The sequence below is a fragment of the Streptomyces sp. NPDC045998 genome, assembly GCF_056430285.1.
Genome location: NZ_JBWKLJ010000009.1, coordinates 131,078 through 156,112 on the forward strand (window position 1 = coordinate 131,078; position 25,035 = coordinate 156,112).

Here is a 25,035-nt window from a genome sequence, read left to right on the forward strand (position 1 = left end):
TCAGCCCTCCCGTGCCGCCGCGCACACCCCGCGGCAGATCCGTGCCAGGTCCTCCGCCCCGGTGACGTACGGCGGCATCACGTACACCAGGTCCCGGAACGGCCGCAGCCACACGCCCTCGCGCACCGCCGCGGCCGTCGCGGCCGCCATGTCCACCGGATGGTCCAGCTGTACGACGCCGATGGCGCCGAGCACCCGCACCTCGTGCACGCCCGGCAGCTCGCGCGCCTCCGCGAGCCCGTCCAGCAGGCCCGCCTCGATCCGCTTGACCTCCCGCGCCCAGTCCTGCTCCAGGAGCAGGTCGATCGAGGCGGAGGCGACGGCGGTGGCGAGGGGGTTGCCCATGAACGTCGGCCCGTGCGCCAGCACCGGCACCTCGCCCTGCGAGATGCCGTCCGCCACGCGCGGCGTGCACAGGGTCGCCGCCAGCGACAGGTAGCCGCCGGTCAGCGCCTTGCCCAGGCACATCACGTCGGGCGCCACGCCCGCCTGCTCGGCCGCGAACAGCGTGCCCGTCCGCCCGAAGCCGGTCGCGATCTCGTCGAAGACGAGCAGGACGTCGTGCGCGTCGCACGCCTCCCGCAGCACCCGCAGGTACGCCGGGTCGTGGAAGCGCATCCCGCCCGCGCCCTGCACCACCGGCTCCACGATCACCGCGGCCAGCTCGTCGGCGTGGCGCGCGATCAGCTCCCTGAGCTCGTCGGCGTACGTCTCGTCGTACGCGGCCGGCGGCGGCCCCGCGAAGAGCTGGCGGGGGAGTACCCCGGACCACAGCCCGTGCATGCCGCCCTGGGGGTCGCACACCGACATGGGCTGCCAGGTGTCGCCGTGGTAGCCGCCGCGCCAGGTCAGCAGCCGCTGCTTGGCCGGGCGGCCGATCGAGCGCCAGTACTGCAGGCACATCTTGACGGCGACCTCGACCGCCACCGAGCCCGAGTCGCACAGGAAGACGTGGCGCAGCGGCTCCGGCGTGATCTCGACCAGCCGAGTGGTCAGCCGCACGGCGGGCTCATGGGTGAGTCCGCCGAACATGACATGGCTCATCCGGCCGAGCTGCCCGGTCGCGGCCTCGTTGAGCACCGGGTGGTTGTAGCCGTGGATCGCGGACCACCAGGACGACATGCCGTCGACCAACTCGCGGTGCCCGTGGGCCGGTTCCGCGAGCCGGAGCCGTACCCCGGAGGCGGACTCGACGACCAGCGGGTCGGTGCGGCCCGGCATCGGGCTGTACGGATGCCACACGTGGGCCCGGTCCAGCGCGACCAGTTCGCGCGTGTCGAGCGCCTCAGGCATTGGGCGCCAGGTCCGTCCCGGCGCCACGACGGCGCACCGCGACGAGGTCCGGGCGGGCCGCCTGCGGCTCGGCCGCCACCGGTGCCGCCGCCGGAGCCTCCGCCGGAACCTCCGCGTCCGAGCCGCAGACCGAGCCGGAGCCGCAGCCGCCGCCCGAGGAGCCACAGGACGCGGCGTCCGAGCGGTGCTCCGGCAGCGTCGTCGTGTCCGTGCCCTCCACCTCGAAACCGGCGTCCGCGATCATCTCCAGGTCCGCCTTGCCGGCCTGGCCCTCGCTGGTGAGGTAGTCGCCCAGGAAGATCGAGTTCGCGAGGTGCAGCGCCAGCGGCTGGAGCGTGCGCAGGTGCACCTCGCGCCCGCCCGCGAGCCGGACCTCGACGTCCGGGCAGACGAACCGGACCATCGCCAGGATGCGCAGCGCCCGCTGCGGGGTGAGGTTCCACTCCTTGGCGAGCGGCGTGCCCTCGAAGGGGATGAGGAAGTTCACCGGCACCGAGTCCGGGTCCAGTTCGCGCAGCGCGAAGACCACGTCCACCAGGTCCTCGTCGCTCTCGCCCATGCCCGCGATGAGCCCGGAGCAGGCGGACAGGCCCGCGGCGTGCGCCTTTTGCACCGTATCGACACGGTCCGCGTAGGTGTGGGTGGTCGTGATGTCCCCGTACGTCCCCTCGGACGTGTTCAGGTTGTGGTTGTACGCGTCGGCGCCCGCCGAGCGCAGCCGCTCCGCCTGGCCGTCGGAGAGCAGGCCCAGGCAGGCGCAGACCTCGACGCCCTCGTTCTCTTCCTTGATCGCCGCGATGGTCTGCGAGACGCGGTCCACGTCCCGGTCCGTCGGCCCGCGGCCACTGGCGACCAGGCACACCCGCTTGGCGCCGCCCGCGACGCCCGCGGCGGCCGCCTTCGAGGCCTCCTCCGGCTTCAGCCAGGTGTACTTGAGGATCTCGGCCTTGGACCCGAGCCGCTGGGAACAGTACGAGCAGTCCTCCGGGCACAGGCCCGACTTCAGATTGACCAGGTAGTTGAGCTTCACCCGGCGCCCGAACCACTTGCGCCGCACCTTGCCGGCCGCGGCCACCACATCGAGCAGCTCGTCGTCGGAGGTCGCCAGCACGGCGAGCGCTTCTTCGCGGGTCGGCAGCTCGCGCCGAAGCCCCTTGTCCACCAGCGTGTTCAACAGGTCCATGGCGCCGATCCTGTCCTACGGCACACCCCCTGGCCAAGGAGGAACCGGACAAGAGAGCGGCCGAGCGGTGTGTGTATGACCACACTGTGCCCCCCGCTGTCCCGGGCTAGGGTCTGTGCGCTGCCTACAAAAGGGACCCGACCCATGCCGCAGGAAGACCCCTTCGACTGGACCGACGCCGAGGCGCGCCGCCGCACGGACGCCGGTCTGGTGCGCGTGCTCCGCCCCCGGCCCGCCGAGCCGGAGCTGCTCGACCTGGCGAGCAACGACTACCTCGGCCTCACCCGCCACCCCGCCATCACAGAGGCGGCGGCCGAGGCCGCCCGCCGCTGGGGCGCCGGCGCCACCGGCTCGCGCCTGGTCACCGGCACCACGGAGCTCCACGCCGAGCTGGAGCGCGAACTGGCGGACTTCTGCGGCTTCGAGGCGGCCCTGGTCTTCTCCTCCGGGTACGCGGCCAACCTGGCCGCCCTCACCGCGCTCAGCGCCCGCGGCTCCCTCATCGTCTCGGACGCGGGCAACCACGCCTCGATCGTCGACGGCTGCCGCCTCTCGCGCGCCGAGACCGCCGTCGTCCCGCACGCCGACCCCGGCGCCGTCGACAAGACCCTCGGCGCCCACCCCGGCCGCCGCGCCCTCGCCGTGACCGACTCGGTCTTCTCGGTCGACGGCGACGCGGCGCCGCTGGCGGAACTCGCCGCCGCCTGCCGCGCGCACGGCGCCGCGCTGGTCGTCGACGACGCGCACGGCCTCGGCGTGCTGGGCGACGGCGGGCGCGGGGCGCTGCACGCGGCGGGGCTCGCGGGCGACGCGGACGTCGTCGCCACGCTCACGCTGTCCAAGTCCCTGGGCAGCCAGGGCGGAGCGGTCCTCGGCCCGGCGCGCGTGATCCACCACCTGGTCAACGCCGCGCGGACCTTCATCTTCGACACGGGCCTGGCCCCGGCCGCGGCGGGCGCCGCGCTCGCGGGCCTGCGTCTGCTGCGCGCCGAGCCGGGCCTGGCCGGCCGGGCCCGTACGGTCGCGGCCACCTTGCACGGGCGGCTGACGGCGGCGGGCCTGACCGCCGTGCGGCCGGACGCCGCCGTCGTCTCCGTACGCGCCCCGTCGCCGGAGCAGGCCGTGCGGTGGGCCGCGGACTGCCGCGCCGAGGGGCTGGCGGTGGGCTGCTTCCGGCCGCCGTCGGTGCCCGACGGGATCTCGCGCCTGCGGCTCACCGCCCGCGCCGACCTGACGGAAGCTCAGATCGAGACGGCCGTGGCCACGATCCTCCGTACGGCGCCGGACCCGGCGCCGGTCAGCCCGGCTGCTTCAGGGAGCTGACGAAGGACGTCCAGGCCGCCGGGGAGAACCGCAGCGGCGGCCTGGCGGTGTCCTTCGAGTCGCGCACGGCCAGCCGCGCGGCGTCGAGACGGGCCGCCTCGACGCAGTTGTTCATGCCCACGCTGCGGCTGCTGCGCCGCCACTGCGGGCCATCGTGGTGTGCGAGGTAAGCAGACATGTGGGGTGCCTTGCCTCTCCCTACGCGCCGTCACCGATCCCGGCGATGAGTTCCTCCGACTCCTCGGGCGTCAGGGCGTGCGCCTGCATGGTGCGGAACGCGGCGCTGTACGCCTCGAGGTCTTCCGTGCGTTCGAGATAGAGGCTACTCGTCAAGTGGTCGAGAACCACCACATCCAGATCAGACATGTTCGCGAAGGAGAAAATAACGAAAGGCCCGGAGAGGCCGACGTACCCGCCCACCGCGAACGGCAGCACCTGGAGCCGCACATGGGGCAGGTCCGCCAACTCCCGCAACCGCCGCAGCTGCGCCCGCATCACCCCCGGGCCGCCCACCTGCCGCCGCAGCACCGCCTCGTCCAGTACCGCCTCCAGGCGCAGCGGCGGATCACCGAACAGCACCTCCTGGCGGGCGAGCCGCACCTCCACCAGCGAGTCGACCGCCGTCACCGGCAGCCCGTCCAGCGCCGCGCGCGTCACCGCCCGCGCGTAGTCGGCCGTCTGCAGCAGGCCCGGCACCACCGAGGTCTCGAGTGTGCGCGCCGCGCACGCCTGCGACTCCAGGCTGATGAAGTCCTGGTACTGCGGCGGCAGCACGCCCCGGTACGCGTGCCACCAGCCCGTGCCGCCGCCGTCCGCGGCCGCGCCGGAGAGGGCCTCCAGCAGCGCGCGCTGGCGCGGTTCGCGTACGCCGTAGGCGTCGAGCAGCCGTGACACGTCCTCGCCCGTCACCCCGCTGGCACCCGTCTCGATCCGGCTGACCTTCGACTGGTGCCAGCCGACGAGCCGGGCCGCGTCCCGGCTGGTGAGCCCGGCTCTCAGGCGCAGCCGCCGCAACTCCTCGCCGAGCTTGCGGCGCCGCACCGCCGGACCGTGCCGCGTGCCCCGCACGACAGCCCCACCTCCCGCCCTCCGGAACGCTGGACCAACCCGCCAGTCTGCCCGCCGGAACCGCTCTCGCGTAGCAGGGTTCACCGCTTCGAGCGACAGATATATGCATATCTTGGGGGATCGGCCCCACCCGGGGCGACATAAGTGGCACTCTGGCGCGAAGCGCAATCCGAGGCCGTCCTCGCACAACATCCGCTCCCTGTCGGAGTCCGGCCCCGGTGGGAAAGGGACAGCGTCGCCATGGCAGACCACCAGGAAGCATCCGTCACTCTGCCGAGCGATCCAGCCTCGGTCTCCGCAGCCCGCAGATACGTGGCGGACGTTCTTACCGAATGGGGCCTGCCGGCCGAGTCCGACACGGCGGACGCGGTACGGCTGATCGTCTCCGAGCTCACCACCAACGCCGTCCAGCACACCTTCGGACAGTCACCGACCTTCACGGTGGACATCCGGCTGGAACGGGACGAACAGCTGCGCATCGGTGTCACCGACAGCCACCCGCGGTGGCCGCAGCGCCTGCCCGCGGCCGTGCAGCAGGACAACGGCCGCGGCATGGTCATCATCCGCTGGCTCACCGCCGAACGCGGTGGCCGCCTGACGGTCACTCCGACCGGTGAGGGCGGCAAGACGGTGTGGATCGCCCTGCCCTGGTCCGTCCCCGTCCGGGGCTGAGCACGCGCCCGGTACGGCGGCGGCCCCGTACCGCCCGGTCGTGCGGTACGGGGCGTACGAGCTCTCGTGTCAGCGCACGCGCCCGTAGTAGACCGACTTCGACCAGATGCGGTCGAGCTTGACCACCGAACCCGACTTCGGTGAGTGCCAGATCTTGTTGTCCCCGGCGTACAGGCCCACGTGGTAGACGCGTCCACCGGAGTGGAAGAAGACCAGGTCACCCTTCTGCCGCTGCGACGTGGAGATGTGGCGGGTCTTGTTGTACTGCTGCTGCGCGGTGCGCGGCAGCGTCTTGCCGGCCTTCTTGTACGAGTAGAGCGTGAGGCCGGAGCAGTCGAACCGGGAGGGGCCCGCTGCCCCGTACGCGTACGGGGAGCCCTTCTTGGACGCGGCGATGTTCAGCGCCTTCGTGGCGTGCGTCGCGGCGGCGGCCTCGGCCTGGGGGACGGCGCCCGGCGCCAGCATGGTGCCGCCGACGGCGGCGAGCGTCAGTGCCGAGACGGCACCGGCTCGGGACAGCAGAGACGGGACATGAATCTGCGCGGTCATAGCGCAACCCTTCGTCAGCCGCCTGTGAAGGATGACCTGTCGGGTTCGGGCTGGCGAAGTTGCCCGGCCGCTGACGCGGCTTCACCCCAAGGGGCGGCCATGGTGCGCTCGCCCCGGACTGCTTGGGTCCTCCACTCCTGCCGATCCACTCCTGTCGACCAGTCGTCCGGACGGCGGCAGGACTCGGCGTCCGCCCGGACCGCCCCGCCGCGGCGGCGGGGGCTTGTCGTCGAAGGGATCTTGACCCATGACAGGGCGAAATTCCGAGCCGAAACGGAAGTTTGTGAGGCTCCTCACGACTGATCCATTCGAGTGGACAGAGGCGTTTTGGTGCGACGCGACGGCTGGTTGATGATCCGTGGACCAGCGGCGGAAGGTGATGTTCCGCCAGATGCGTACACCATGGGCGCAACTCGTACAGTGCGTAATTCCCTCGTTTGCGTACGCCGAACGAGGGTGGCTCTTCGGCCCTTCTGCGCCCATCCGTGCTACGCCGAAATCCCTCATCAGGCGGGCTCCTGAGGGAGCGTCACCCGCGCAGCCAGACATTCGCCATCGAGAACTCACGGCGCACGCGCCAGCGTCCGGGTGTGCGCCTCGCCCTCCCGTGGTCATGCGTCGAACGCAGTGCTCCCGCGGTGCGGCCGTGCGCCCGGCGAGCGCCCGGTTGAACCCCGCTCCGGGGGTCGGAGGCGTGCGGGATCGTTTCCTCGTCCTCGTGCGGGTGACCGGGCGCGTACCCGGGGTGTGGGGGTGGGTAGCCAGGGGCCGACTCGAGCCAACCGGCGAGTCAGACCCCGTCACCCCGTCACAGGGAGGGAACCCGTATGCGTCGCACCGCGGCCGTCGTCCTCGGAACCATCGCACTCCTCGGATCCACCGTCACCACCGCCTCGGCGGTGGCGGTGCCGGACCCCACCGCCGTCCTCGACTGCGTCACCACCAGCGCGACCGACCTGACCACCATCGTCGACCCCGCCGCGCCCGCCCTGCCCTCGGAGGTCCCGGGCGCGAGCTGCCTGGCCGTCTGAGGCGGGCACCGCGGCTCGCCGGGCGGCACGGGCGCACCCGTACCGCCCGGCGAGCGGCCGCACCTCGTATACGACCCGCGCTGCGGGCCCGGTGGGCGGCCGCTCGTGTCCCATGGCCAGGCAAAGCCGTAGTTAACGTGCCGGAAAAACTTCTGCCCGAGATTGAAATATCTCTCCCTCACAATCGTTTCCGCAGGTCAACAGAGTGTTGAAGCCGGATAGGGTCCCGCTGCTGCCCGGGGTCGTGCCGGGCGGGAACATGTGAGGTGAAACGTGCAACTGAGCCCGCACGAGCAGGAGCGCCTGCTCATTCATGTCGCTGCCGACGTGGCGGAGAAGCGCAGGGCACGCGGGGTGAGGCTCAACCACCCCGAGGCCGTCGCCCTCATCACCGCGCACATCCTGGAGGGGGCCAGGGACGGCCGGACCGTCGCCGAGCTCATGGCCTCCGGGCGCAAGGTGCTCAGCCGGGACGACGTCATGGAGGGCATCCCCGAGATGATCCACGACGTCCAGGTCGAGGCGACCTTCCCGGACGGCACCAAGCTCGTCACCGTCCACGAGCCGATCGTCTGACGGGGCCCGCCACCGATGATCCCCGGAGAGATCCTCTACGCCGACGGGCCCGTGCCCCTCAACGAAGGCCGCCCCGTCACCCGCCTCACCGTGCTCAACGCCGCCGACCGCCCCGTGCAGGTCGGCTCCCACTACCACTTCGCCGAGGTCAACCCGGGCCTCGCGTTCGACCGCCCCGCCGCCCGCGGCCTGCGGCTCAACATCGCCGCCGGCACCGCCGTGCGCTTCGAGCCCGGCATCCCCGTCGACGTGGAACTCGTCCCGCTCGCCGGCCTGCGCGTCGTCCCCGGCCTGCGCGGACAGACCGGAGGTGCCCTCGATGGCTGAGCTCGCCCGCCCCCAGTACGCCGACCTCTTCGGCCCCACCACCGGCGACCGGATCCGCCTCGCCGACACCGACCTGCTCGTCGAGATCGAGGAGGACCGCTCCGGCGGCCCCGGCCGCTCCGGCGACGAGGCGGTCTTCGGCGGCGGCAAGGTCATCCGCGAATCCATGGGCCAGGCCCGCACCACCCGCGCCGAAGGCGCCCCGGACACCGTCATCACCGGCGCCGTCGTCATCGACCACTGGGGCGTCGTCAAGGCGGACATCGGCATCCGCGACGGCCGCATCACCGGCATCGGCAAGGCCGGCAACCCCGACACCATGGACGGCGTCCACCCGGACCTCGTCATCGGCCCCGAGACCGAGATCATCGCCGGCAACGGCAAGATCCTCACCGCGGGCGCCGTCGACGCGCACATCCACTTCATCTCGCCGACCGTCGCCGAACAGGCGCTCACCTCCGGCATCACCACCCTCGTCGGCGGCGGCACCGGCCCCGCCGAGGGCAGCAAGGCCACCACCGTCACCCCCGGCCCCTGGCACCTCGCCCGGATGTTCGAGGCGCTGGAGACGTACCCCGTCAACATCGGCCTGCTCGGCAAGGGCAACACGATGTCGCGCGAGGCGATGCACTCCCAGCTGCGCGGCGGCGCCCTCGGCTTCAAGATCCACGAGGACTGGGGGGCGACCCCGGCCGTCATCGACGCCTGCCTCGGCGTCTGCGACGAGACCGGCGCCCAACTGGCCATCCACACCGACACGCTCAACGAAGCCGGGTTCGTCGGCGACACCCTCGCCGCCATCGCGGGCCGCACCATCCACGCGTACCACACCGAGGGCGCGGGCGGCGGTCACGCCCCCGACATCATCACCGTGGTCTCGGAGCCGTACGTCCTGCCCAGCTCCACCAACCCGACCCGCCCGCACACCGTCAACACGCTCGACGAACACCTCGACATGCTGATGGTCTGCCACCACCTCAACCCGGCCGTCCCCGAGGACCTGGCGTTCGCCGAGTCCCGCATCCGGCCGTCGACCATCGCGGCCGAGGACATCCTGCACGACATGGGTGCCATCTCGATCATCTCCTCCGACTCCCAGGCGATGGGCCGCGTCGGCGAGGTGATCCTGCGGACCTGGCAGACCGCGCACGTGATGAAGCGCCGCCGCGGCGCCCTTCCCGGCGACGGCCGCGCCGACAACCACCGCGTACGCCGCTACGTCGCCAAGTACACGATCAACCCGGCCGTGGCCCAGGGCCTCGACCACGAGATCGGCTCCGTCGAGACCGGCAAGCTCGCCGACCTGGTGCTCTGGGACCCGGCGTTCTTCGGAGTGAAGCCGCAGACCGTCATCAAGGGCGGGCAGATCGCGTACGCGCAGATGGGTGACGCCAACGCGTCCATCCCCACCCCCCAGCCGGTCATGCCCCGCCCCATGTTCGGCGCACTGGGCCGGGCCGCGGCGGCGGGCTCGTACAACTTCGTCACGCACAGCGCCCTCGACGACGGCCTGCCCGAACGGCTCGGACTGCACAAGGGGTTCACGGCGATCAAGAGCACCCGGGGCGTCACCAAGGCCGACATGCGGGAGAACGACGCCCTGCCGCGCGTCGAGGTCGACGCCGACACCTTCACGGTGACGATCGACGGCGAGCCGGTCGACCCGGCGCCCGCCGCCGAACTGCCCATGGCCCAGCGTTACTTCCTCTTCTGAGGTCGCCGCCGATGTCCCGCGCTGCTCTGCTCGTCCTCGCCGACGGCCGGTTCCCCGCCGGTGGCCACGCCCACTCCGGCGGCGCCGAACCGGCCGTCAAGGCGGGGCGCCTCCGCGACACCCGCGACCTGGAGGCCTTCTGCCGCGGCCGCCTGCACACCACGGGCCTCACCTCCGCCGGTGTGGCCGCCGCGGCCGCCCTCGGCGTCGACCCCGCCGCCCTGGACGAGGCCGCCGACGCCCGCACCCCCTCGCCCGCGCTGCGCGCCACCGCCCGCAAGCTCGGCCGCCAGATGCTGCGGGCCGCCCGCGCCACCTGGCCGGGACCGGAACTCGACGCGCTCGCCCGGGCGTTCCCGCGCGGCGCGCACCAGCCGGTCGTGCTGGGCATCGCCGCGCGGGCGGCCGGGCTCGGACCCGAGGACGCGGCGCACTGCGTCGCGTACGAGACGGTCAGCGGCCCCGCCACGGCCGCCGTCCGCCTGCTGAGCCTCGACCCCTTCCACGCCACCGCCGTGCTGGCCCGCCTCGCCCCCGCCATGGACGAGGTGGCCGCCCGGGCCGCGGACGCCGCCCGGCAGGGCATCGACGCGCTGCCCGCCGCCTCCGCGCCGCTGCTCGACATCACCGCCGAACAGCACGCCGCCTGGCCCGTACGCCTCTTCGCCTCGTAAGCACAAGGAGCTCCCCGTGCACCTCGACCACACCCACGACGGCCCCGCCGCCGTCAGCGCCGACGCCCACCGCCCCGACGGCACCCGCCGCGCCCTGCGCATCGGCCTCGGCGGCCCCGTCGGTTCCGGCAAGACCGCCACCGTCGCCGCACTCTGCCGCGCACTGCGCGACCAGCTGTCCATCGCGGTCGTCACCAACGACATCTACACCCGCGAGGACGCCGAGTTCCTGCTCCGCAACGCCGTCCTGCCGCCCGAGCGCATCCAGGCCGTGGAAACCGGCGCCTGCCCGCACACCGCGATCCGCGACGACATCTCCGCCAACCTCGAAGCCGTCGAGGACCTCGAAGACACCGTCGGCCCGCTCGACCTGATCCTCGTCGAGTCCGGCGGCGACAACCTCACCGCCACCTTCTCCAAAGGCCTCGTCGACGCCCAGATCTTCGTCATCGACGTCGCCGGCGGCGACGACATCCCCCGCAAGGGCGGCCCCGGCGTCTCCACCGCCGACCTGCTCGTCATCAACAAGACCGACCTCGCCCCGTACGTCGGCTCCGACCTGGAGCGGATGGCCCGCGACGCCAGGGAGCAACGCGGCGACCTGCCCGTCGCCTTCACCTCGCTCACCGGCGAGCAGGGCGTCGCGCCCGTCGCCGCCTGGGTGCGCGAGCGGCTCGCGGCCTGGACCGCATGAGCCTCCACGCCACCCCTCGGACCGCCGCCGGCCCGCGCGTCGTCGCCACCGCCCGGATCGTCGCCACCTCCGCCGGGCTGCCGGTCCTCCAGAGCGACGGGCCGCTCGCCCTGCGCCGCACCCGGGCCGCCGGCCCGTACCACCGGGTGACCGTCGTCGGCGCGATGACCGCCCCGCTGGGCGGCGACCGGCTCGCCGTCGAGGCGGACGTACGGGACGGGGCGCGGCTCACCGTGGACTCGGCGGCCGCGACGGTCGCCCTGCCCGGCCGCGTCGCCGACGAGGCGCACTACGACGTCCGCCTGGCGGTCGGCCGGGACGCGGAGCTGCGCTGGCTGCCGGAGCAGCTGATCTCCGCGCACGGCTCGCTCCTCCGCATGCGCACGACCGTCGAACTCGCCGACTCTGCACGGCTGGTGCTGCGCGAGGAACAGGTCCTCGGCCGCCACGGCGAGGCCCCCGGCACCCTCGCCACCCGCCTCACCGTGCGCCGAGCCGGGCGCGCCCTGCTGGACCAGGAGCTGGCGTACGGCCCCGGCGCGCCCGGCGGCTGGGACGGGCCGGCCGTCCTCGCCGGGCACCGCGCCGTCGGGCAGCTCCTCGTCGTGGACCCCGCCTTCGCCGACCGGCCGGTCGAGCCGCGCCCGCTGGGCGGGACCGCCGTTCTCACCCCGCTGGCCGGGCCCGCGGCCCTGGTGACGGCCGTCGCCCCGGACGCACTGCGCCTGCGGCGCGTCCTGGACGAGGCACTGGCCCACCTGGAGGGACCCGGGCGTGTTGCCGTAACGGCAACAACAGTTGGCGCACCCGGGGCCTGAGCGGCAGCCTCGTCCCCGTCGAGGCCCGCCAGGGCCATCGAAGCCGTCGAGAACCAGGAGGCCGCACCATGTCCACGCCCAACAACCGCGTCCACCACGTCCGCGCCGGCGAGCTGGACGGCCACGCCGCCATCAGCGGCTCCACGGTCGGGTCGAAGAAACTCTGGATGGGCATGGTGGTGAACCCGCCGCTGAGCGCCACGGACAACCACCACCACGGCGACTCGGAGGCCGGGATCTACGTCGTGAGCGGCCACCCCGTCTTCGTCTACCACGACGGCACCCGGGAGGTGCGGATCGCCGGGGGCCCGGGCGACTTCTTCCTCGTCCCGCCGTTCGTCCCGCACCGTGAGGAGAACCCCGACCCGCACGAGCCCGCGGTCGTCGTGATCGCCCGGACCACCCAGGAACCGATCAAGGTCTCCGTACCCGAGCTGTACCGGCTCACGGAGGAGCCGGCCTAGCCGATTTCAGTGCCGCAACCTGGGGAGCCTGCGGCCCTGTTGCCCGGTCTCACGCGCCTTCACCGTGGCCGCGTACTCGTCCACGTACTCCTGTCCCGACAGGGCGAGGATGCTGTACATGATCTCGTCGGTGACGGCGCGGAGCACCGCCTTCTCGTCCTCCATCCCCGCGAACCGCGAGAAGTCCAGCGGCTCGCCGAAGCGGATCGTGACGCGCTTGATCCTGGGTACGACCTGTCCCGGCGGCTGGATCTCGAACGTCCCGACCATCGCGCAGGGGATCACCGGCACCCCGGCCTTGAGGGCCATCACCGCGACCCCGACCTTGCCCTTGTAGAGCCGGCCGTCGTGCGAGCGCGTGCCCTCCGGGTAGATCCCGAGCAGCTCGCCCTTGGCCAGCACGCCCAGCCCCTCGCGGATCGCCGCCTGCCCGGCCTCCTTGCCGGAGCGGTCCACCGGGATCTGCCCCGCGCTGCGGAAGAAGGCCGCGGTCAGCCGGCCCTTGAGCCCGGGACCGGTGAAGTACTCCCGCTTCGCCAGGAAGGTGATGCGCCGCTTCAGCACGGCCGGCATGAGGAAGTGGTCCGAGAACGACAGGTGGTTCCCCGCGACGATCGCCGGGCCGTGCTGCGGAATGTGCTCCAGCCCCTCGGTCCTCGGCCTGAACAGCAACCGGAGAACCGGCCCGAGCAGTACGTACTTGAGCACGTAGTAGAACATCGTGGGTTGGCTCCCTACTCTGCCGGACGGCTTCGGAGCTGTGCCTGATGACGGATCGGAAAGTCATCCTGTCCTATACCCGATCCTCGCCCGTGCTGCCGTGTACCCGTGTCGACGCCGACGTGTTCGGGCCGCGCCCGGCCGCTGTCCGGGCGGTGGGACCCGCCGAGCGGGGTACATGGGGACGGACCTGTCCGGGCGATGAAGGGTGAGGATGTGCGAAGGCAGCTGCTGTGGACGCTGGTCATGCGGGGGGTGGCGGCCCTGCTGTTCGGGCTGGTGGCGCTGATGTGGCCGGGGGTGACGGTGCTGGCGCTCGCTCTGCTGTTCGGCCTCTACGCGCTCGTCGACGGCGTCGCCCTGCTGGTCGGTGCCTTCCGCCGGGAGGGCGACCGGGGACACCGCGCGGCGCACGCGGTGGGCGGCGCGCTCGGCGTCGCCACGGGCATGATCACCATCATCTGGCCGGGCGTCACCGCGCTGGCACTGGTCGTCCTGGTCGGCGCGTGGGCGGTGGTCACCGGCGTCGCGGAGATCTGGGCAGCGGCGCGCTTCCGTCGTGAACTGCACCACGAGTGGGTCCTGTACGTCGCCGGTGCGGCCTCCGTGATCGCCGGGGTTCTCCTCTGGGCCTGGCCCGGCGCGGGGGCGATCACCCTCGCCCAGGTCATCGGGGTCTACGCGCTGATCTCCGGCGCACTGGTGCTGGCCGCGGCCCGGCGGCTGCGTGGCGCCACCACGGCCGCCCACTCGGCGCGGCACGCCCGGCATGCCCGGCACGCTTAGACGGCGTCGCACACCGTGTCCGGGAGGTGACGGCAACGGCCCGGTTAGGAAGGCGCGTATGCGGGAAGACGCGGGAGGAAGAGGGCCGGCGAGGGGACCAGGAGCTTATGGGGGGCAGCGCTTATGCGTAGGGACAGCACGGCCTCCCTCGAGGCCACCAGACCGGTCCGGGTGAAAACCGCCTCCGCCTCACGGGCCTTCCCCGACGCGCGCGGTGCCATCGCGGCGGCGAGGGACTTCACCGCGTCGTTCCTGCGGGCGCAGGCGGACGCGGGGGTGTCGATGGGGCAGCGCACCGTGGAGGACGCCCGGCTGGTGGTGAGCGAGCTGGTCACCAATGTCGTACGCCACGCGGCGGGGCCTTGCCGCGTGGAGCTGGCCCTCGCCCGCGGCATGCTGGAGATCGCCGTATCGGACGCCTACGCGGTGGCCCCGATCGCCCGCGCGCCCGACCCGGGAAGGGTGGGACAGCATGGACTGGAGATCGTCCTCGCGCTGTGCGAGAGCGTGGACGTGGAGCCGATCCCTTCGGGGAAGCGCGTACGGGCGTGCCTGAGACTGACGTGACCGAGACCGCGGTTCGGAGGAGGAAAGCGGGAATGGAACCCTCTGGGGTGCAGGTACGAGTGGAGCCCCGGCCGGCCGGCGTCGGCGTCGTCACCATCAGCGGCCAGCTCGACTACGACGGAGTCGCCGTACTGGAGCAAGCAGTCACGTCCGCCCAGGCGCAAGGTCTGCGCAATCTGCTCCTGGACTTGTCCCCCCTGACGTTCATGGACTCCTCGGGAGTCAACGCCTTCCTCCGGGCGCAGCGCGCCACCACCTCCACCGGGGGCTGGCTCCGGCTCGCCAGCGCCCAGCCGTCCGTGCTCAGAGTGATCGAGCTCGTCGGCCTGGGCCAGGCGATCCCGCTGTACGGCACCGTGGAGGAAGCACTGGAAAGCTGAGCCGAAAACGCGGCCCATTTCGGGTGGCATGGGAAGCCGAAGTGGGGGTAGGCGCGGCTCATTGGCTCGCCAGAGCTCGAACAACGTGTGCTGATGTGATGTGGGAGGGGACAGGGCGATGACGACTGTTGTGGCGAGGGGAACGGAAACGCCGACCGGGGTCGAGGCGCTGCCCGAGATCACGGATCCCGGCAGCCTCGCCCCGAAGGACGCCCGGGCCCTGTCGAAGATGTTCTTCGACAAGCTGACGGTTCTCGAAGAGGGCACGCCGGAGTACCAGTACGCCCGCAACACCCTCATCGAGATGAACATGTCGCTCGTCCGGTACGCCGCCGGCAGGTTCCGCAGCCGCGGCGACCAGATGGAAGATATCGTGCAGGTCGGCATGATCGGTCTGATCAAGGCGATCGACCGCTTCGAACTCTCCCGGGAGGTCGAGTTCGCCACCTTCGCCGTGCCGTACATCGTCGGCGAGATCAAGCGGTTCTTCCGTGACACCTCGTGGGCCGTCCACGTGCCGCGCCGCCTGCAGGAAGCACGCGTCGAACTGGCCAAGGCCACCGAAGAACTCAGCACCCGCCTCGGCCGTTCCCCCAAGGTCAGCGAACTGGCCGCCCTGATGGACCTGTCCGAGGAAGAGGTCGTCGAAGCGCAGCTGGCCGCCAACGGCTACAACTCCACCTCCCTCGACGGGGCGATCAACAGCGACGACGACGACACCGCCCTGTCCGACTTCATCGGCGCGGAGGACCCGGGCATGGCACTGGTGGAGGACTTCCAGTCCCTGGCACCCCTGATCCACCAGCTCGACGAACGCGAGCGCCGCATCATCCACCTGCGGTTCGTCGAGGAACTCACCCAGGCCCAGATCGGTGAACAGCTGGGCGTCTCCCAGATGCAGGTCTCCCGACTGCTCACACGCATCCTCGTGCGTCTGCGTACGGGCATGCTCACCTCGCACTGAGCGCGGGGTGCTTCACGGGGCCATGGGCTCCACGCCGTCTCAGGCGGTTTCGGCGGGGGCCGCATGGCCCCCGCCGTTTTCGCCTTCCAACGCCCCGTCGTACTCGAGGGCGAGGCGGAAGCCGCTCAGGCCGGTGGCGAGGGCCGCCCGCTGGGCGGCCGGCATGGCCGAGAGCACTGCGGCCAGGGCTGCTTGGCGGCGGGCGCGGAGGTTCTTGAGGTAGTTCTCGCCGCGGCTGGAGAGGCGGAGTTCGAGTTCGCGGCGGCTGGCGGCGCTGGGGGTGCGTTCGATGAAGCCGAGGGCGCTGAGGCGGTCGCACATCCGGCTCACCGAAGACGGCGCGGACCCCAGGACCTCTCCAAGGGTGCGCAGGTTGATGGGCTGATCGCGGTCGAGGATGTACAGCACCCGCAGCTGCGAGGAGGAGACGGGGGCGGGTGAGGCCATGTCCCGGCCCTTGTTCCACAGCACCTCGAGCAGCTCGATGACCTCGCGGGCGGCGAGCGCGGCGGCATCCCGGTCGCCGCCCGGGGGAGTCTCGGAATGCATGCCCTCATCTGCGGCATCGCGCATCGGCCTTGTCAGTCTCCGCGACATGACCCCTCCTCAGTACTCCTGAGCCGAAACCTCACCACAGGCCCGGCCGACGGTTCAGTACATCAGGTACGCGTCACACCACCTGGATGCCGATGAGGCAGGTGTCGTCGTCGGTATCCGACTTGCTGTGCTTGAGCAGACCGTCAAGACGGTGCTCAAGGGAGGTGCTCGGTATACGGGCGTTGCTCAGCAGCTTGGCCAGGGAGTCCTGGACGGACTCGTCCCGGCGCTCGACCAGCCCGTCGGTGTACATCAGCAGGGTGTCGCCGGGGGACATCGGCAGCTCCTCCTCCTCGTAGGAGGCCTCCGACAGTGCGCCGAGGAGGACCCCGCTGACCGTGCGCAGGGTGGTGGCCTTCTCCCCGCGGATCAGCACGGGCGGGAGGTGGCCCGCACGGGCCCAGCGCAGCGTCCCCTTGTGCGGGTCGTACAGTCCGCACACCGCTGTGGCGGTGACGTGCTCGGTCAGGTGGTGGGCCACGATGTTCAGCCACGACAGCAGCTGCCCCGGGCCGGCGCCGGTGACCGCCAGGCCGCGCATGGCGTTGCGCAGCACCACCATGCTGGTGGCGGCCTCTATGCCGTGCCCGGCCACGTCGCCCACACACAGCATGACCTGCTTGGAGGGCAGCACGACGGCGTCGTACCAGTCCCCTCCCACCATGGACTCCGACTCCGCCGGCCGGTAGCGGACGGCGATCTGGAGTCCCGGGCTGTCCAGCGGCGCCTGCGTGGGCGGCATGATGGCGTGCTGCAACTGCAGCGTCAGGCGGTTGCGCTCGGCGGCCTGCTGCTCGGTGTGGGCGAGTTGGTCGCGGGTGGCCGCCAGAGCGACCTCGGTCCAGTGCTGTGCGGAGATGTCCTGGTAGGCGCCGCGCACCGCCAGCAGCCTGTGGTCGGCGTCGAGGACGGGCTCGGCGATCACGCGGATGTGCCGGGTGACCCGGTCGGGGCGGAGCAGGCGGAAGTCCGCAGACGCGGGCCGCCGGTGGTGCAGCACGGCGCGCAGGAAATGGTCGATGGCCTCGGCGTCGTCCGGGTGGGCGTGGGCGGCCAGCTCTTCCAGGGGCACGGGCCGGGTCTTGTGGGGACGGCCGTAGAGGTCGAACAGCTGGTCGTTCCACGTGATCTCGCCGGTGGCGACGTTCTCCTCGAACCCGCCGATCCTGCCCAGGCGCTGGGCGTGCTGCAGGAGGTTCGCCAGCCGTGCCGTCTCGTCCTCCACCCGCCAGATCAACAGCACGCTGCTGCCGTGGCGGCTGACGCTGATGTCGGCCACGGAGGCGAGAGGCACCTGGTCGACCAGGGCGGTCAGGGTCATGCGCTGGGCCCGGAACGGCTCACCGGTGGCATAGACGCGTTCGATCGTCTCGAACAGCTCGCTGCCGCCGACCGCCATGGGGTACGCCTCCAGCAGCAGTGCGCCGCTGACGGCGTTGCGGGGGCGTCCGGCGGGATCGACGAAGCGGCTGTTGACGTGGTGGATGCGGAAGTCGACGAGCTCACCCTCGGGCCCCAGGAAGGGGGTCAGGACCAGAGCCGGGTCGTAGAGGCCCTCCGCCAGGTGCGTGAGCTCGGACAGGTCCGGCGGGGTGATCCAGGTGTCCGCCGAGGGCGCGACCGGGGCCCCGGGGCGGCCCTCGAGGGTGTGGGCGCACAGCTCCGCCAGCGCCTCGATCTGGCGTTCGATCTGCGGTGGGTGGGCTTCCAGGCGGCCCGGCCAGCAGATCTCCAGGATTCCGTGGATGCGGCCACCGGTTCCCGCGGGGACGGCGACGCGCCCGCCGCCGGGGTTGAGGGCCCACCCGATGGACGGCAGTCCAGCGGCGCGCAGGGAAGCGGCCCGGATCACCTGCCGCCGGCTCAGTGCCTGGCGTGCCAGCGTGGACACGCCCGGGGGTACGTAGCGCCAGCGACCGGCCTCGTCCGCCGGGAACCCGGCGTGACCGGCCAGCGTCAGCGACGCGTCGGAGCCCGCCGTCCACACCGCGACGGCGCTGGCGCCCAGCGGCGTCAACGCGTGGTCCAGCAGCGACTCCGCGACCGCCTGGGTGTCTCCCGCCGCCAGCGCGGCGCTTTCGGCCGTGCGCAGCCGGACACCGATGGAGGAGCGCTCCTCGGTGGCGGTCATCGCCTCACTGGTCGCTCGCCTGGCGAACTCGGTGGCGATGTCGGTGACGTGGTCCCGGGCCGCCTGGTTGATGATGTCCGCCGCCAGCTCCAGCTGGGAGACACCCGCCTCTTCGGCCAGCGCGGCCAGCTGCTGGGCGGCCACCGCGGGGCCGCACCCGAGCCGCTCGATCAGCACGCCCTTGGCCAGTTCGAGCAGAGCCCGGCCGTCGGCGGCCGCCTGCGCGGCGCGGATCTCGCCGCGCAGGCGTTCCACCGTCGCGGCCAGTCTGCCCACCCCCGTGGCCCGCTCACCGTCGGAGGGATCCTGCGGCACTTCGGCCTCGGCCTGAAGTCCGGGATGCTCAGGAGTGCTCACTGCGCTGATGACTCCTCGATCGGTACGGACGGTGGTGGGGGGTGGGGGGCGAGGACCGGCGGCTGCGGGCCCGGCGGGCCCGTGCCGGTGCTCAGGCGGAGATCCAGCGCCCGATGCAGGCGATGAGGTCGTTGGCGTCCACGGGCTTGGTGACGTAGTCGCTCGCTCCCGAAGCCAGGCTCTTCTCCCGGTCACCGGGCATGGCCTTGGCCGTCACCGCGATGATGGGCAGATGGGCGTGGGCGGGATCCTGTCTGATGGCGGACGTCGCGGCATAGCCGTCCATCTCGGGCATCATCACGTCCATCAGGATGAGGTCGATTTCCGGGTGCTCGCGCAACGCCTCGATCCCCTTGCGGCCGTTCTCGGCGTGCAGCACCTCGATGCCGTGCATCTCCAGGATGCCGCTGATGGCGTACAGGTTGCGGGCGTCGTCGTCCACGACCAGCACCGTGCGGCCGGCGAGAGCGCCGTCGACGGACTGGGACGGCTGGGGGAGTGCCTCCTCCGTACGCACCAGCGGCAGCACGTCCCCCGGCTCCTCCGCCGACAGGTGCAGCGCGATCCGCTCGCGCAGCTCGTCGAGGCTGGAGATCAGCTCCAGCGGCCGTGCGTCGGCACGGGCCTGCAGCTCGTCCTCCTGAGCCCGCTCCAGGCGACGGCTGTTGTGCGCCAGGACGGGCACCGTCATCGCGGCCGCGTCACCGTCCATGGCGTCCAGGAACTGCATGGCCGCGCCCTTGGGCATGTCGAGCTCCAGCACGACGCAGTGGAAGGGCCCGGCGGCCAGGCTCTCGGCCGCCTCCTGGGCACCCACCGCGGTGATGACCTCGATCTCCGCCGTGTGCTTGGGAAGGTCCCCGTTGCCGGACAGGTCGGCCACCGCGCTCTCGGCGACCAGGGAGAGCAGACCCCGGCTGCGCTCCTCGACCACCAGCAGCCGCCGCTTCTGGCGCGGCACGGACGCGGGGCGGGCCGTCAGGCCGCTGTCCGCGCGGTCGGCGGTCGCGTGCTCGGTGGCCGGCGCCGATCCCGGGAGGGCGCTGGACTCCCAGCCGGCCCGTGCGATCGGCAGGTACAGGGTGAACGTACTGCCCTTGCCCAGCACACTGTCGGCGGTCAGCGCGCCACCCAGCAGGTGCGCGATCTCCCGGCTGATGGACAGCCCCAGGCCGGTGCCGCCGTACTTGCGACTGGTGGTGCCGTCCGCCTGCTGGAAAGCGCCGAAGATGGTCTCCAGGTGCTGCTCGGGGATGCCGATTCCGGTGTCCTTGACCCGGAAGGCCACCACCGGCACACCACGCTGTACCGAGACCGGCAGCTCGCTCTCCGCGGCCATCTCGATGCGCAGCTCGACACTGCCGCGCTCGGTGAACTTCACCGCGTTGGAGAGCAGGTTGCGCAGCACCTGGCGCAGTCGCGAGTCGTCGGTCAGCAGGTCGGTCGCGGCGCCCGGAGCGGTGCTGATGGTGAACTCGAGGTTCTTCTGCGTGGTCATGGGGCGGAAGGTGGCCTCGACGTAGTCGAGGAGCTGCCGCAGGGCGACCACTTCCGGGTTGATGTCCATCTTCCCGGCCTCGACCTTGGACAGGTCCAGGATGTCGTTGATGAGCTGGAGCAGGTCCGATCCGGCCGAGTGGATGATGCCCGCGTACTCGACCTGCTTGGGGGTCAGGTTGCGGGTGGGGTTCTGGGCCAGCAGCTGGGCGAGGATGAGCAGGCTGTTCAGCGGGGTGCGCAGCTCATGGCTCATGTTGGCCAGGAACTCCGACTTGTACTTGGAGGCGAGGGACAGCTGCTGGGCCCGCGTTTCCAGTTCCTGCCGGGCCTGTTCGATCTCCAGGTTCTTGGTCTCGATGTCGCGGTTCTGGGCGACCAGCAGCGCGGCCTTCTCCTCCAGCTCGGCGTTGGACCGCTGGAGCTCCTCCTGCTGCACCTGCAGTTCGGCGGAGCGCGCGCGCAGTTCGGCGGTCAGCCGCTGCGACTCCTCCAGCAGCTCGTCCGTGCGGGCGTTGGCGACGATGGTGTTGACGTTGACGCCCAGCGTCTCCATCAGCTGCTCGAGGAAGTCCCGGTGGACCGGGGTGAAGGGCCCGAACGACGCCAGCTCGATGACACCGAGTACCTGGTCCTCGACCACGATCGGCAACACGATCAGGCTGACCGGGGTGGACTGCCCCAGCCCGGAGGAGATGCTGAGGTAGTCGCCGGGCAACTTGTCGACGGCGATCGTCCGCCGGCTGCGCGCGGCCTGCCCCACCAGCGACTCGCCGAGCTTGAACCGGGAGTGCTCACCGAAGCCGACGGGACGCCCGTAGGAGCCGACGAGCCTCAGCTCCGTGCCCTGCTGGGTCTCCTCGGCCAGGTAGAAGGCGCCGTACTGCGCCGACACCAGCGGTGTCAGCTCGTCCATCACCAGCTCCGCGACCACGGCCAGGTCCCGGTGACCCTGCATGAGGCTGGAGATCCGGGCGAGGTTGGACTTGAGCCAGTCCTGCTCCTGGTTGGCCAGAGTCGTCTCGCGCAGCGACTCCACCATGGTGTTGATGTTGTCCTTGAGCTCGGCGACCTCGCCGGAGGCGTCGACGGTGATGGAACGGGTCAGGTCACCCTCGGCCACCGCGCTCGCGACCTCGGCGATGGCCCGTACCTGGCGGGTGAGGTTGCCGGCGAGTTCGTTGACGTTCTCGGTGAGCCGCTTCCAGGTGCCGGACACGCCCTCGACCTCGGCCTGGCCGCCCAGCCTTCCCTCACTGCCGACCTCTCGCGCCACGCGCGTCACCTCGGCGGCGAACGCGGACAGCTGGTCGACCATGGTGTTGATGGTCGTCTTGAGTTCCAGGATCTCGCCGCGGGCGTCGACGTCGATCTTCTTCGAGAGGTCTCCGTTGGCGACGGCGGTGGTGACGAGGGCGATGTTGCGGACCTGGTTGGTCAGGTTGTTCGCCATGGAGTTGACGTTGTCGGTCAGGTCCTTCCAGGTCCCGGCCACATTGGGGACCCTGGCCTGACCGCCGAGCATGCCCTCGGTGCCGACCTCGCGGGCGACGCGGGTGACCTCGTCGGCGAACGCGGAGAGCGTGTCGACCATCGTGTTGATCACGCCGGCGAGCGCGGCCACCTCGCCCTTCGCCTCGACGGTGATCTTCTGTGAGAGGTCGCCCTTGGCCACCGCGGTGGCCACCTGGGCGATGGAACGCACCTGGCCCGTCAGGTTGGAGGCCATCACGTTGACGTTGTCGGTCAGGTCCTTCCACGTGCCGGAGACCCCCCGGACGGTCGCCTGACCACCGAGGTTGCCCTCGGTGCCGACCTCGCGGGCGACGCGGGTGACCTCGTCGGCGAAGGCCGAGAGCTGGTCGACCATCGTGTTGATGGTCTCCTTCAGCTCCAGGATCTCGCCGCGCGCGTCGACCCGGATCTTCTGGGACAGGTCTCCCTGGGCGACCGCGGTGGTGACCTCGGCGATGGAACGCACCTGGGCGGTCAGGTTGTCGGCCATCACGTTGACGGACTCGGTCAGGTCCTTCCACGTGCCGGAGACGCCCTTGACGTCGGCCTGGCCGCCGAGGCGGCCTTCGGTGCCGACTTCGCGGGCGACGCGGGTGACCTCGTCGGCGAAGGCGGAGAGCTGGTCGACCATCGTGTTGATGGTGTTCTTCAGCTCGAGGATCTCGCCCCGAGCGGTGACCGTGATCTTCTGGGACAGGTCGCCCTTGGCCACCGCGGTGGCCACCTGGGCGATCGAACGCACCTGGGCCGTCAGGTTCCCGGCCATGAAGTTCACCGAGTCCGTCAGGTCCCGCCAGGTACCCGAGACGCCCTTGACGTCGGCCTGACCACCGAGGATCCCCTCGGTGCCGACCTCGCGCGCCATGCGGGTGACCTCGTCCGCGAACGAGGAGAGCTGGTCGACCATCGTGTTGATGGTGTTCTTCAGCTCCAGGATCTCGCCGCGCGCGTTGACGGTGATCTTCTGGGACAGGTCGCCCTTGGCCACCGCGGTGGTGACCTGCGCGATGTTGCGGACCTGGTCGGTCAGGTTGCCGGCCATGAAGTTCACCGAGTCGGTCAGGTCGCGCCACACGCCACCGACACCCGGCACCTCGGCCTGCCCGCCCAGCTGGCCTTCGCTGCCGACCTCGCGGGCGACGCGGGTGACCTCGTCGGCGAAGGCGGAGAGCTGGTCGACCATCGTGTTGACGGTGTCCTTCAGCTCCAGGATCTCGCCGCGCGCGTCCACGTCGATCTTCTGGGACAGGTCGCCCTTGGCCACCGCCGTGGCCACCTGGGCGATGTCCCTGACCTGGGTCGTCAGATTGCCCGCCATGGCGTTCACCGAGTCGGTCAGGTCGGCCCAGGTACCCGATACGCCGGGCACCACCGCCTGCCCGCCCAGGGTGCCCTCGGTGCCGACCTCGCGGGCCACCCGGGTCACCTCGGAGGTGAACAGCGACAGCTGATCGACCATGCCGTTGAAGACGGTGGCGATCTCGCCGATCAGCCCCTCCGCCTCATCGGGCAGGCGGGTGCCGAAGTCTCCGTCGCGGACCGCCGTCAGGCCGGCCAGCAGCTGCCGAAGCTCCGGCTCGCCCACTTTGCCACCCCCACGAGCGGGCCGCGTACGCGGTACGGCACGCGCGCCTTCGACCACCGTCTCAGCCATGACCAACCTCGTTCCTCAGATGCCACGACGAAAAGACCGAACAGACGCACGCCCTACTGGCAGGGCGGGCCCCTCAATTGTTTTGACTGTCTAACCATTGCCGTACGGCAAATACGTAGCAGCCTAACCCGAGTGGCGCAGTGAGGGCAATCCAGTCCTAAGGGCGCACGTGTGTGACCCGGCGCTTGCGCGGCGGGATGCGGGGCACATGCGGAGTGCGGCAGTGCCCGGTGACTCTATGAGTCGGCAACTCCGGTGTCACGAACAGAACTTCAGCAGCAAAGGAGCTTGTCATGTCCGACGCATCCCGACCCCAGGCGGAGTACCCCAACACGGTCCACGGGCCAGGCCACGGCTCCGCCGGAGTGAGTGGTGAGCGACCCGGGCGGGGGATGGCGATCGCCGCGCTCGTCACCGGTGTCCTGTCCCTCCTGCTGTTCTGGCTCTGGTTCGTGGGCGTCCCGCTGGCCATCGCGGCCATCGTGCTCGGCGTCATCGCGATGCGCCGTGCCCGGCAGGGGCGCGCCACCGGCAAGGGTATGGCGATCACGGGTCTCGTGCTCGGGTCGCTCACGGTCGTGGGGACGGCGATCCTGATCGCGGTGGGGGTGTCCATCCTCAACTCCGACAGCGGGCGGGACTTCCAGGCGTGCGTGGACAAGGCGCAGACCGAGTCGGCCCGGCAGGAGTGCGCCGACGACTTCGGCCGCGAGCTGGGCGACTGAGCGGGCGACGGATAACGGCGTGACCGGGGTGGCCGGTGTCGCCGCCGCGTCACGGGTGCGACGTCCAGCGTACGGCGACGACGGTCGTGCCCTGCCCCGGTGTGGTGTGTACGTGGAACTCGTCCATCAGCCGGCGTGCGCCGCCCAGGCCGTGGCCTGGGCGGGCGACGTCGGTGGAGTACCCGTCGACGAAGGAGCTGTCGAGGTCGGCGATGCCCGGCCCCTGATCGGTCACCGACACCCGCAGCCCCCGCCGGCCCGACTGCTGGACGACTCTCACCTCACAGGCGCCGCCCCCGCCGTGGACGTAGGCGTTACGGGCGAGTTCGCTGGCCGCGGTGACGATGCGGGTCTGGTCCACCAGTTTGAAGCCGGCCCGCACGGTCGCGGTGCGTACCGCGTGGCGCAGGGCGAGGAGGTCCTCCTCGCTCCGCAGGGGATGGGTGGCGGCGGCGATGCTCAGCTCGCCCTCCGCCGCGGCGGCAGCGGCAGCCGTCAGGCGCTGTGTATCGCTGAGGTCGTCATCGTGGGGGAGCATGCGCAGCCCCTTCCTGGGGCACTTCAGCCCGGTACCGGTCCAGGGCGCGCACGCCCTGGACGCCGAGGGGGGTGATCCATGAGCTGCCCACCTCCGCAACAGTTGTCGTATGGCAAAGGTAGCCCCCTTGCGAGGGTGCCGGAAGGCGCTTTCGAGAGGTATGCGTTGGCCGATGCCGGGCATCAGGAGGAAGGCAAACCGGCACACATCCCATATGA

At 71.4% G+C, this 25,035-nt stretch carries 25 protein-coding genes and 1 riboswitch; of the genes, 15 read left to right on the forward strand and 10 right to left on the reverse strand.

Annotation, left to right across the window (positions count from 1 at the left end; all coding sequences use genetic code 11):
• Both AC07FJ_RS25675 and bioB read right to left on the reverse strand, forming a co-directional pair.
• Positions 1-1,293, reverse strand: a complete 1,293-nt coding sequence (locus AC07FJ_RS25675; protein ID WP_479051654.1) for an adenosylmethionine--8-amino-7-oxononanoate transaminase — start codon at positions 1,291-1,293, stop codon at positions 1-3.
• Entirely contained in the window at positions 1,286-2,476 is a 1,191-nt protein-coding gene (gene bioB, locus AC07FJ_RS25680) for a biotin synthase BioB (RefSeq protein ID WP_479051655.1), read from the reverse strand. The genes AC07FJ_RS25675 and bioB overlap by 8 nt, the downstream gene beginning before the upstream one ends.
• Positions 2,477-2,620: 144 nt before the next feature.
• Here bioB and AC07FJ_RS25685 point away from each other — a divergent pair, with 144 nt between their 5' ends.
• Positions 2,621-3,799: an 8-amino-7-oxononanoate synthase gene (locus AC07FJ_RS25685; RefSeq protein WP_479051656.1), complete on the forward strand. Its 1,179-nt coding sequence runs from the start codon at positions 2,621-2,623 to the stop codon at positions 3,797-3,799.
• Here AC07FJ_RS25685 and AC07FJ_RS25690 read toward each other — a convergent pair.
• Positions 3,774-3,977: a DUF397 domain-containing protein gene (locus AC07FJ_RS25690; protein ID WP_479051657.1), complete on the reverse strand. Its 204-nt coding sequence runs from the start codon at positions 3,975-3,977 to the stop codon at positions 3,774-3,776. The two genes, AC07FJ_RS25685 and AC07FJ_RS25690, sit on opposite strands and share 26 nt — an antisense overlap.
• Before the next feature lie 20 nt (positions 3,978-3,997).
• Positions 3,998-4,867, reverse strand: a complete 870-nt coding sequence (locus tag AC07FJ_RS25695) for a helix-turn-helix domain-containing protein (protein ID WP_479051659.1) — start codon at positions 4,865-4,867, stop codon at positions 3,998-4,000.
• A 240-nt stretch (positions 4,868-5,107) separates the two neighbouring features.
• On the opposite strand from AC07FJ_RS25695, the gene AC07FJ_RS25700 reads away from it, so the two are divergent.
• Positions 5,108-5,539, forward strand: coding sequence for an ATP-binding protein (locus tag AC07FJ_RS25700; RefSeq protein ID WP_361420449.1), 432 nt, complete (start codon positions 5,108-5,110; stop codon positions 5,537-5,539).
• 69 nt (positions 5,540-5,608) lie between these two features.
• Here the strand turns inward: AC07FJ_RS25700 and AC07FJ_RS25705 are convergent, their stop codons facing one another.
• Positions 5,609-6,088: a C40 family peptidase gene (locus AC07FJ_RS25705; RefSeq protein WP_479051660.1), complete on the reverse strand. Its 480-nt coding sequence runs from the start codon at positions 6,086-6,088 to the stop codon at positions 5,609-5,611.
• A gap of 4 nt (positions 6,089-6,092) precedes the next feature.
• Positions 6,093-6,255, reverse strand: a riboswitch (cyclic di-AMP (ydaO/yuaA leader).
• Between the two features lie 660 nt (positions 6,256-6,915).
• On the opposite strand from AC07FJ_RS25705, the gene AC07FJ_RS25710 reads away from it, so the two are divergent.
• The 8 genes from AC07FJ_RS25710 (at position 6,916) to AC07FJ_RS25745 (ending at position 12,386) form a co-directional block, all read left to right on the forward strand.
• On the forward strand, positions 6,916-7,119 hold the full coding sequence (locus tag AC07FJ_RS25710; RefSeq protein WP_479051661.1) for a hypothetical protein: 204 nt from the start codon (positions 6,916-6,918) through the stop codon (positions 7,117-7,119).
• Between the two features lie 273 nt (positions 7,120-7,392).
• Positions 7,393-7,695 (forward strand): urease subunit gamma, encoded by a 303-nt coding sequence (locus AC07FJ_RS25715; RefSeq protein ID WP_355368514.1) that lies wholly within the window; start codon positions 7,393-7,395, stop codon positions 7,693-7,695.
• 15 nt (positions 7,696-7,710) lie between these two features.
• Positions 7,711-8,022, forward strand: a complete 312-nt coding sequence (locus tag AC07FJ_RS25720) for an urease subunit beta (protein ID WP_479051662.1) — start codon at positions 7,711-7,713, stop codon at positions 8,020-8,022.
• The gene (locus AC07FJ_RS25725; RefSeq protein ID WP_479051663.1) at positions 8,015-9,736 is read left to right on the forward strand and encodes an urease subunit alpha; all 1,722 of its coding nucleotides are present in this window, start codon (positions 8,015-8,017) and stop codon (positions 9,734-9,736) included. Before AC07FJ_RS25720 ends, AC07FJ_RS25725 begins: the two co-directional genes overlap by 8 nt.
• An 11-nt stretch (positions 9,737-9,747) precedes the next feature.
• Entirely contained in the window at positions 9,748-10,410 is a 663-nt protein-coding gene (locus AC07FJ_RS25730) for an urease accessory protein UreF (RefSeq protein WP_479051665.1), read from the forward strand.
• 16 nt (positions 10,411-10,426) lie between these two features.
• Positions 10,427-11,104: an urease accessory protein UreG gene (gene ureG / locus AC07FJ_RS25735; protein WP_479051666.1), complete on the forward strand. Its 678-nt coding sequence runs from the start codon at positions 10,427-10,429 to the stop codon at positions 11,102-11,104.
• On the forward strand, positions 11,101-11,922 hold the full coding sequence (locus tag AC07FJ_RS25740) for an urease accessory protein UreD (RefSeq protein WP_479051668.1): 822 nt from the start codon (positions 11,101-11,103) through the stop codon (positions 11,920-11,922). The genes ureG and AC07FJ_RS25740 overlap by 4 nt, the downstream gene beginning before the upstream one ends.
• 68 nt (positions 11,923-11,990) lie before the next feature.
• Entirely contained in the window at positions 11,991-12,386 is a 396-nt protein-coding gene (locus AC07FJ_RS25745; RefSeq protein WP_361420426.1) for a cupin domain-containing protein, read from the forward strand.
• A gap of 6 nt (positions 12,387-12,392) precedes the next feature.
• Here the strand turns inward: AC07FJ_RS25745 and AC07FJ_RS25750 are convergent, their stop codons facing one another.
• Positions 12,393-13,106 (reverse strand): lysophospholipid acyltransferase family protein, encoded by a 714-nt coding sequence (locus tag AC07FJ_RS25750; RefSeq protein ID WP_479051669.1) that lies wholly within the window; start codon positions 13,104-13,106, stop codon positions 12,393-12,395.
• A gap of 216 nt (positions 13,107-13,322) precedes the next feature.
• Here AC07FJ_RS25750 and AC07FJ_RS25755 point away from each other — a divergent pair, with 216 nt between their 5' ends.
• The 4 genes from AC07FJ_RS25755 (at position 13,323) to AC07FJ_RS25770 (ending at position 15,803) form a co-directional block, all read left to right on the forward strand.
• Complete coding sequence (locus AC07FJ_RS25755) at positions 13,323-13,892, forward strand: HdeD family acid-resistance protein (RefSeq protein WP_479051670.1); 570 nt, start codon at positions 13,323-13,325, stop codon at positions 13,890-13,892.
• 171 nt (positions 13,893-14,063) lie between these two features.
• Complete coding sequence (locus AC07FJ_RS25760) at positions 14,064-14,459, forward strand: ATP-binding protein (RefSeq protein WP_479051671.1); 396 nt, start codon at positions 14,064-14,066, stop codon at positions 14,457-14,459.
• 32 nt (positions 14,460-14,491) lie between these two features.
• Complete coding sequence (locus AC07FJ_RS25765; RefSeq protein WP_479051672.1) at positions 14,492-14,839, forward strand: STAS domain-containing protein; 348 nt, start codon at positions 14,492-14,494, stop codon at positions 14,837-14,839.
• Between the two features lie 118 nt (positions 14,840-14,957).
• Positions 14,958-15,803 (forward strand): RNA polymerase sigma factor SigF, encoded by an 846-nt coding sequence (locus tag AC07FJ_RS25770; RefSeq protein WP_479051673.1) that lies wholly within the window; start codon positions 14,958-14,960, stop codon positions 15,801-15,803.
• Between the two features lie 39 nt (positions 15,804-15,842).
• Here AC07FJ_RS25770 and AC07FJ_RS25775 read toward each other — a convergent pair whose 3' ends face one another.
• From AC07FJ_RS25775 to AC07FJ_RS25785, 3 genes are all read right to left on the reverse strand, one after another.
• Positions 15,843-16,352, reverse strand: a complete 510-nt coding sequence (locus tag AC07FJ_RS25775; RefSeq protein ID WP_479051674.1) for a MarR family winged helix-turn-helix transcriptional regulator — start codon at positions 16,350-16,352, stop codon at positions 15,843-15,845.
• Positions 16,353-16,473: 121 nt separating this feature from the next.
• Positions 16,474-18,888, reverse strand: a complete 2,415-nt coding sequence (locus AC07FJ_RS25780; RefSeq protein WP_479051675.1) for a GAF domain-containing SpoIIE family protein phosphatase — start codon at positions 18,886-18,888, stop codon at positions 16,474-16,476.
• Between the two features lie 91 nt (positions 18,889-18,979).
• A complete protein-coding gene (locus tag AC07FJ_RS25785; protein ID WP_479051676.1) occupies positions 18,980-23,554 on the reverse strand; it encodes a HAMP domain-containing protein in 4,575 nt (1,524 codons plus the stop codon).
• Positions 23,555-23,847: 293 nt separating this feature from the next.
• Here AC07FJ_RS25785 and AC07FJ_RS25790 point away from each other — a divergent pair, with 293 nt between their 5' ends.
• Complete coding sequence (locus tag AC07FJ_RS25790; RefSeq protein WP_479051677.1) at positions 23,848-24,279, forward strand: DUF4190 domain-containing protein; 432 nt, start codon at positions 23,848-23,850, stop codon at positions 24,277-24,279.
• A gap of 49 nt (positions 24,280-24,328) precedes the next feature.
• Here AC07FJ_RS25790 and AC07FJ_RS25795 read toward each other — a convergent pair whose 3' ends face one another.
• Positions 24,329-24,817 carry an anti-sigma regulatory factor gene (locus AC07FJ_RS25795; protein WP_479051679.1) on the reverse strand — a complete coding sequence of 163 codons (489 nt, stop codon included), beginning with the start codon at positions 24,815-24,817 and terminating at the stop codon, positions 24,329-24,331.
• Positions 24,818-25,035 lie beyond the last annotated feature (218 nt).

What these genes read in the sequence shown, in the direction of transcription:
- AC07FJ_RS25725 (WP_479051663.1), top strand. Translation starts at nt 8,015, where the DNA reads ATGGCTGAGCTCGCCCGCCCCCAGTACGCCGACCTCTTCGGCCCCACC.
- AC07FJ_RS25790 (WP_479051677.1), top strand. Translation starts at nt 23,848, where the DNA reads ATGTCCGACGCATCCCGACCCCAGGCGGAGTACCCCAACACGGTCCAC.
- AC07FJ_RS25740 (WP_479051668.1), top strand. Translation starts at nt 11,101, where the DNA reads ATGAGCCTCCACGCCACCCCTCGGACCGCCGCCGGCCCGCGCGTCGTC.
- AC07FJ_RS25745 (WP_361420426.1), top strand. Translation starts at nt 11,991, where the DNA reads ATGTCCACGCCCAACAACCGCGTCCACCACGTCCGCGCCGGCGAGCTG.
- AC07FJ_RS25705 (WP_479051660.1), bottom strand. Translation starts at nt 6,088, where the DNA reads ATGACCGCGCAGATTCATGTCCCGTCTCTGCTGTCCCGAGCCGGTGCC.
- AC07FJ_RS25710 (WP_479051661.1), top strand. Translation starts at nt 6,916, where the DNA reads ATGCGTCGCACCGCGGCCGTCGTCCTCGGAACCATCGCACTCCTCGGA.
- AC07FJ_RS25690 (WP_479051657.1), bottom strand. Translation starts at nt 3,977, where the DNA reads ATGTCTGCTTACCTCGCACACCACGATGGCCCGCAGTGGCGGCGCAGC.
- AC07FJ_RS25770 (WP_479051673.1), top strand. Translation starts at nt 14,958, where the DNA reads ATGACGACTGTTGTGGCGAGGGGAACGGAAACGCCGACCGGGGTCGAG.
- AC07FJ_RS25750 (WP_479051669.1), bottom strand. Translation starts at nt 13,106, where the DNA reads ATGTTCTACTACGTGCTCAAGTACGTACTGCTCGGGCCGGTTCTCCGG.
- AC07FJ_RS25700 (WP_361420449.1), top strand. Translation starts at nt 5,108, where the DNA reads ATGGCAGACCACCAGGAAGCATCCGTCACTCTGCCGAGCGATCCAGCC.
- AC07FJ_RS25685 (WP_479051656.1), top strand. Translation starts at nt 2,621, where the DNA reads ATGCCGCAGGAAGACCCCTTCGACTGGACCGACGCCGAGGCGCGCCGC.
- AC07FJ_RS25730 (WP_479051665.1), top strand. Translation starts at nt 9,748, where the DNA reads ATGTCCCGCGCTGCTCTGCTCGTCCTCGCCGACGGCCGGTTCCCCGCC.
- AC07FJ_RS25675 (WP_479051654.1), bottom strand. Translation starts at nt 1,293, where the DNA reads ATGCCTGAGGCGCTCGACACGCGCGAACTGGTCGCGCTGGACCGGGCC.
- AC07FJ_RS25720 (WP_479051662.1), top strand. Translation starts at nt 7,711, where the DNA reads ATGATCCCCGGAGAGATCCTCTACGCCGACGGGCCCGTGCCCCTCAAC.
- AC07FJ_RS25795 (WP_479051679.1), bottom strand. Translation starts at nt 24,817, where the DNA reads ATGCTCCCCCACGATGACGACCTCAGCGATACACAGCGCCTGACGGCT.
- AC07FJ_RS25785 (WP_479051676.1), bottom strand. Translation starts at nt 23,554, where the DNA reads ATGGCTGAGACGGTGGTCGAAGGCGCGCGTGCCGTACCGCGTACGCGG.
- AC07FJ_RS25775 (WP_479051674.1), bottom strand. Translation starts at nt 16,352, where the DNA reads ATGCATTCCGAGACTCCCCCGGGCGGCGACCGGGATGCCGCCGCGCTC.
- bioB (WP_479051655.1), bottom strand. Translation starts at nt 2,476, where the DNA reads ATGGACCTGTTGAACACGCTGGTGGACAAGGGGCTTCGGCGCGAGCTG.
- AC07FJ_RS25765 (WP_479051672.1), top strand. Translation starts at nt 14,492, where the DNA reads ATGGAACCCTCTGGGGTGCAGGTACGAGTGGAGCCCCGGCCGGCCGGC.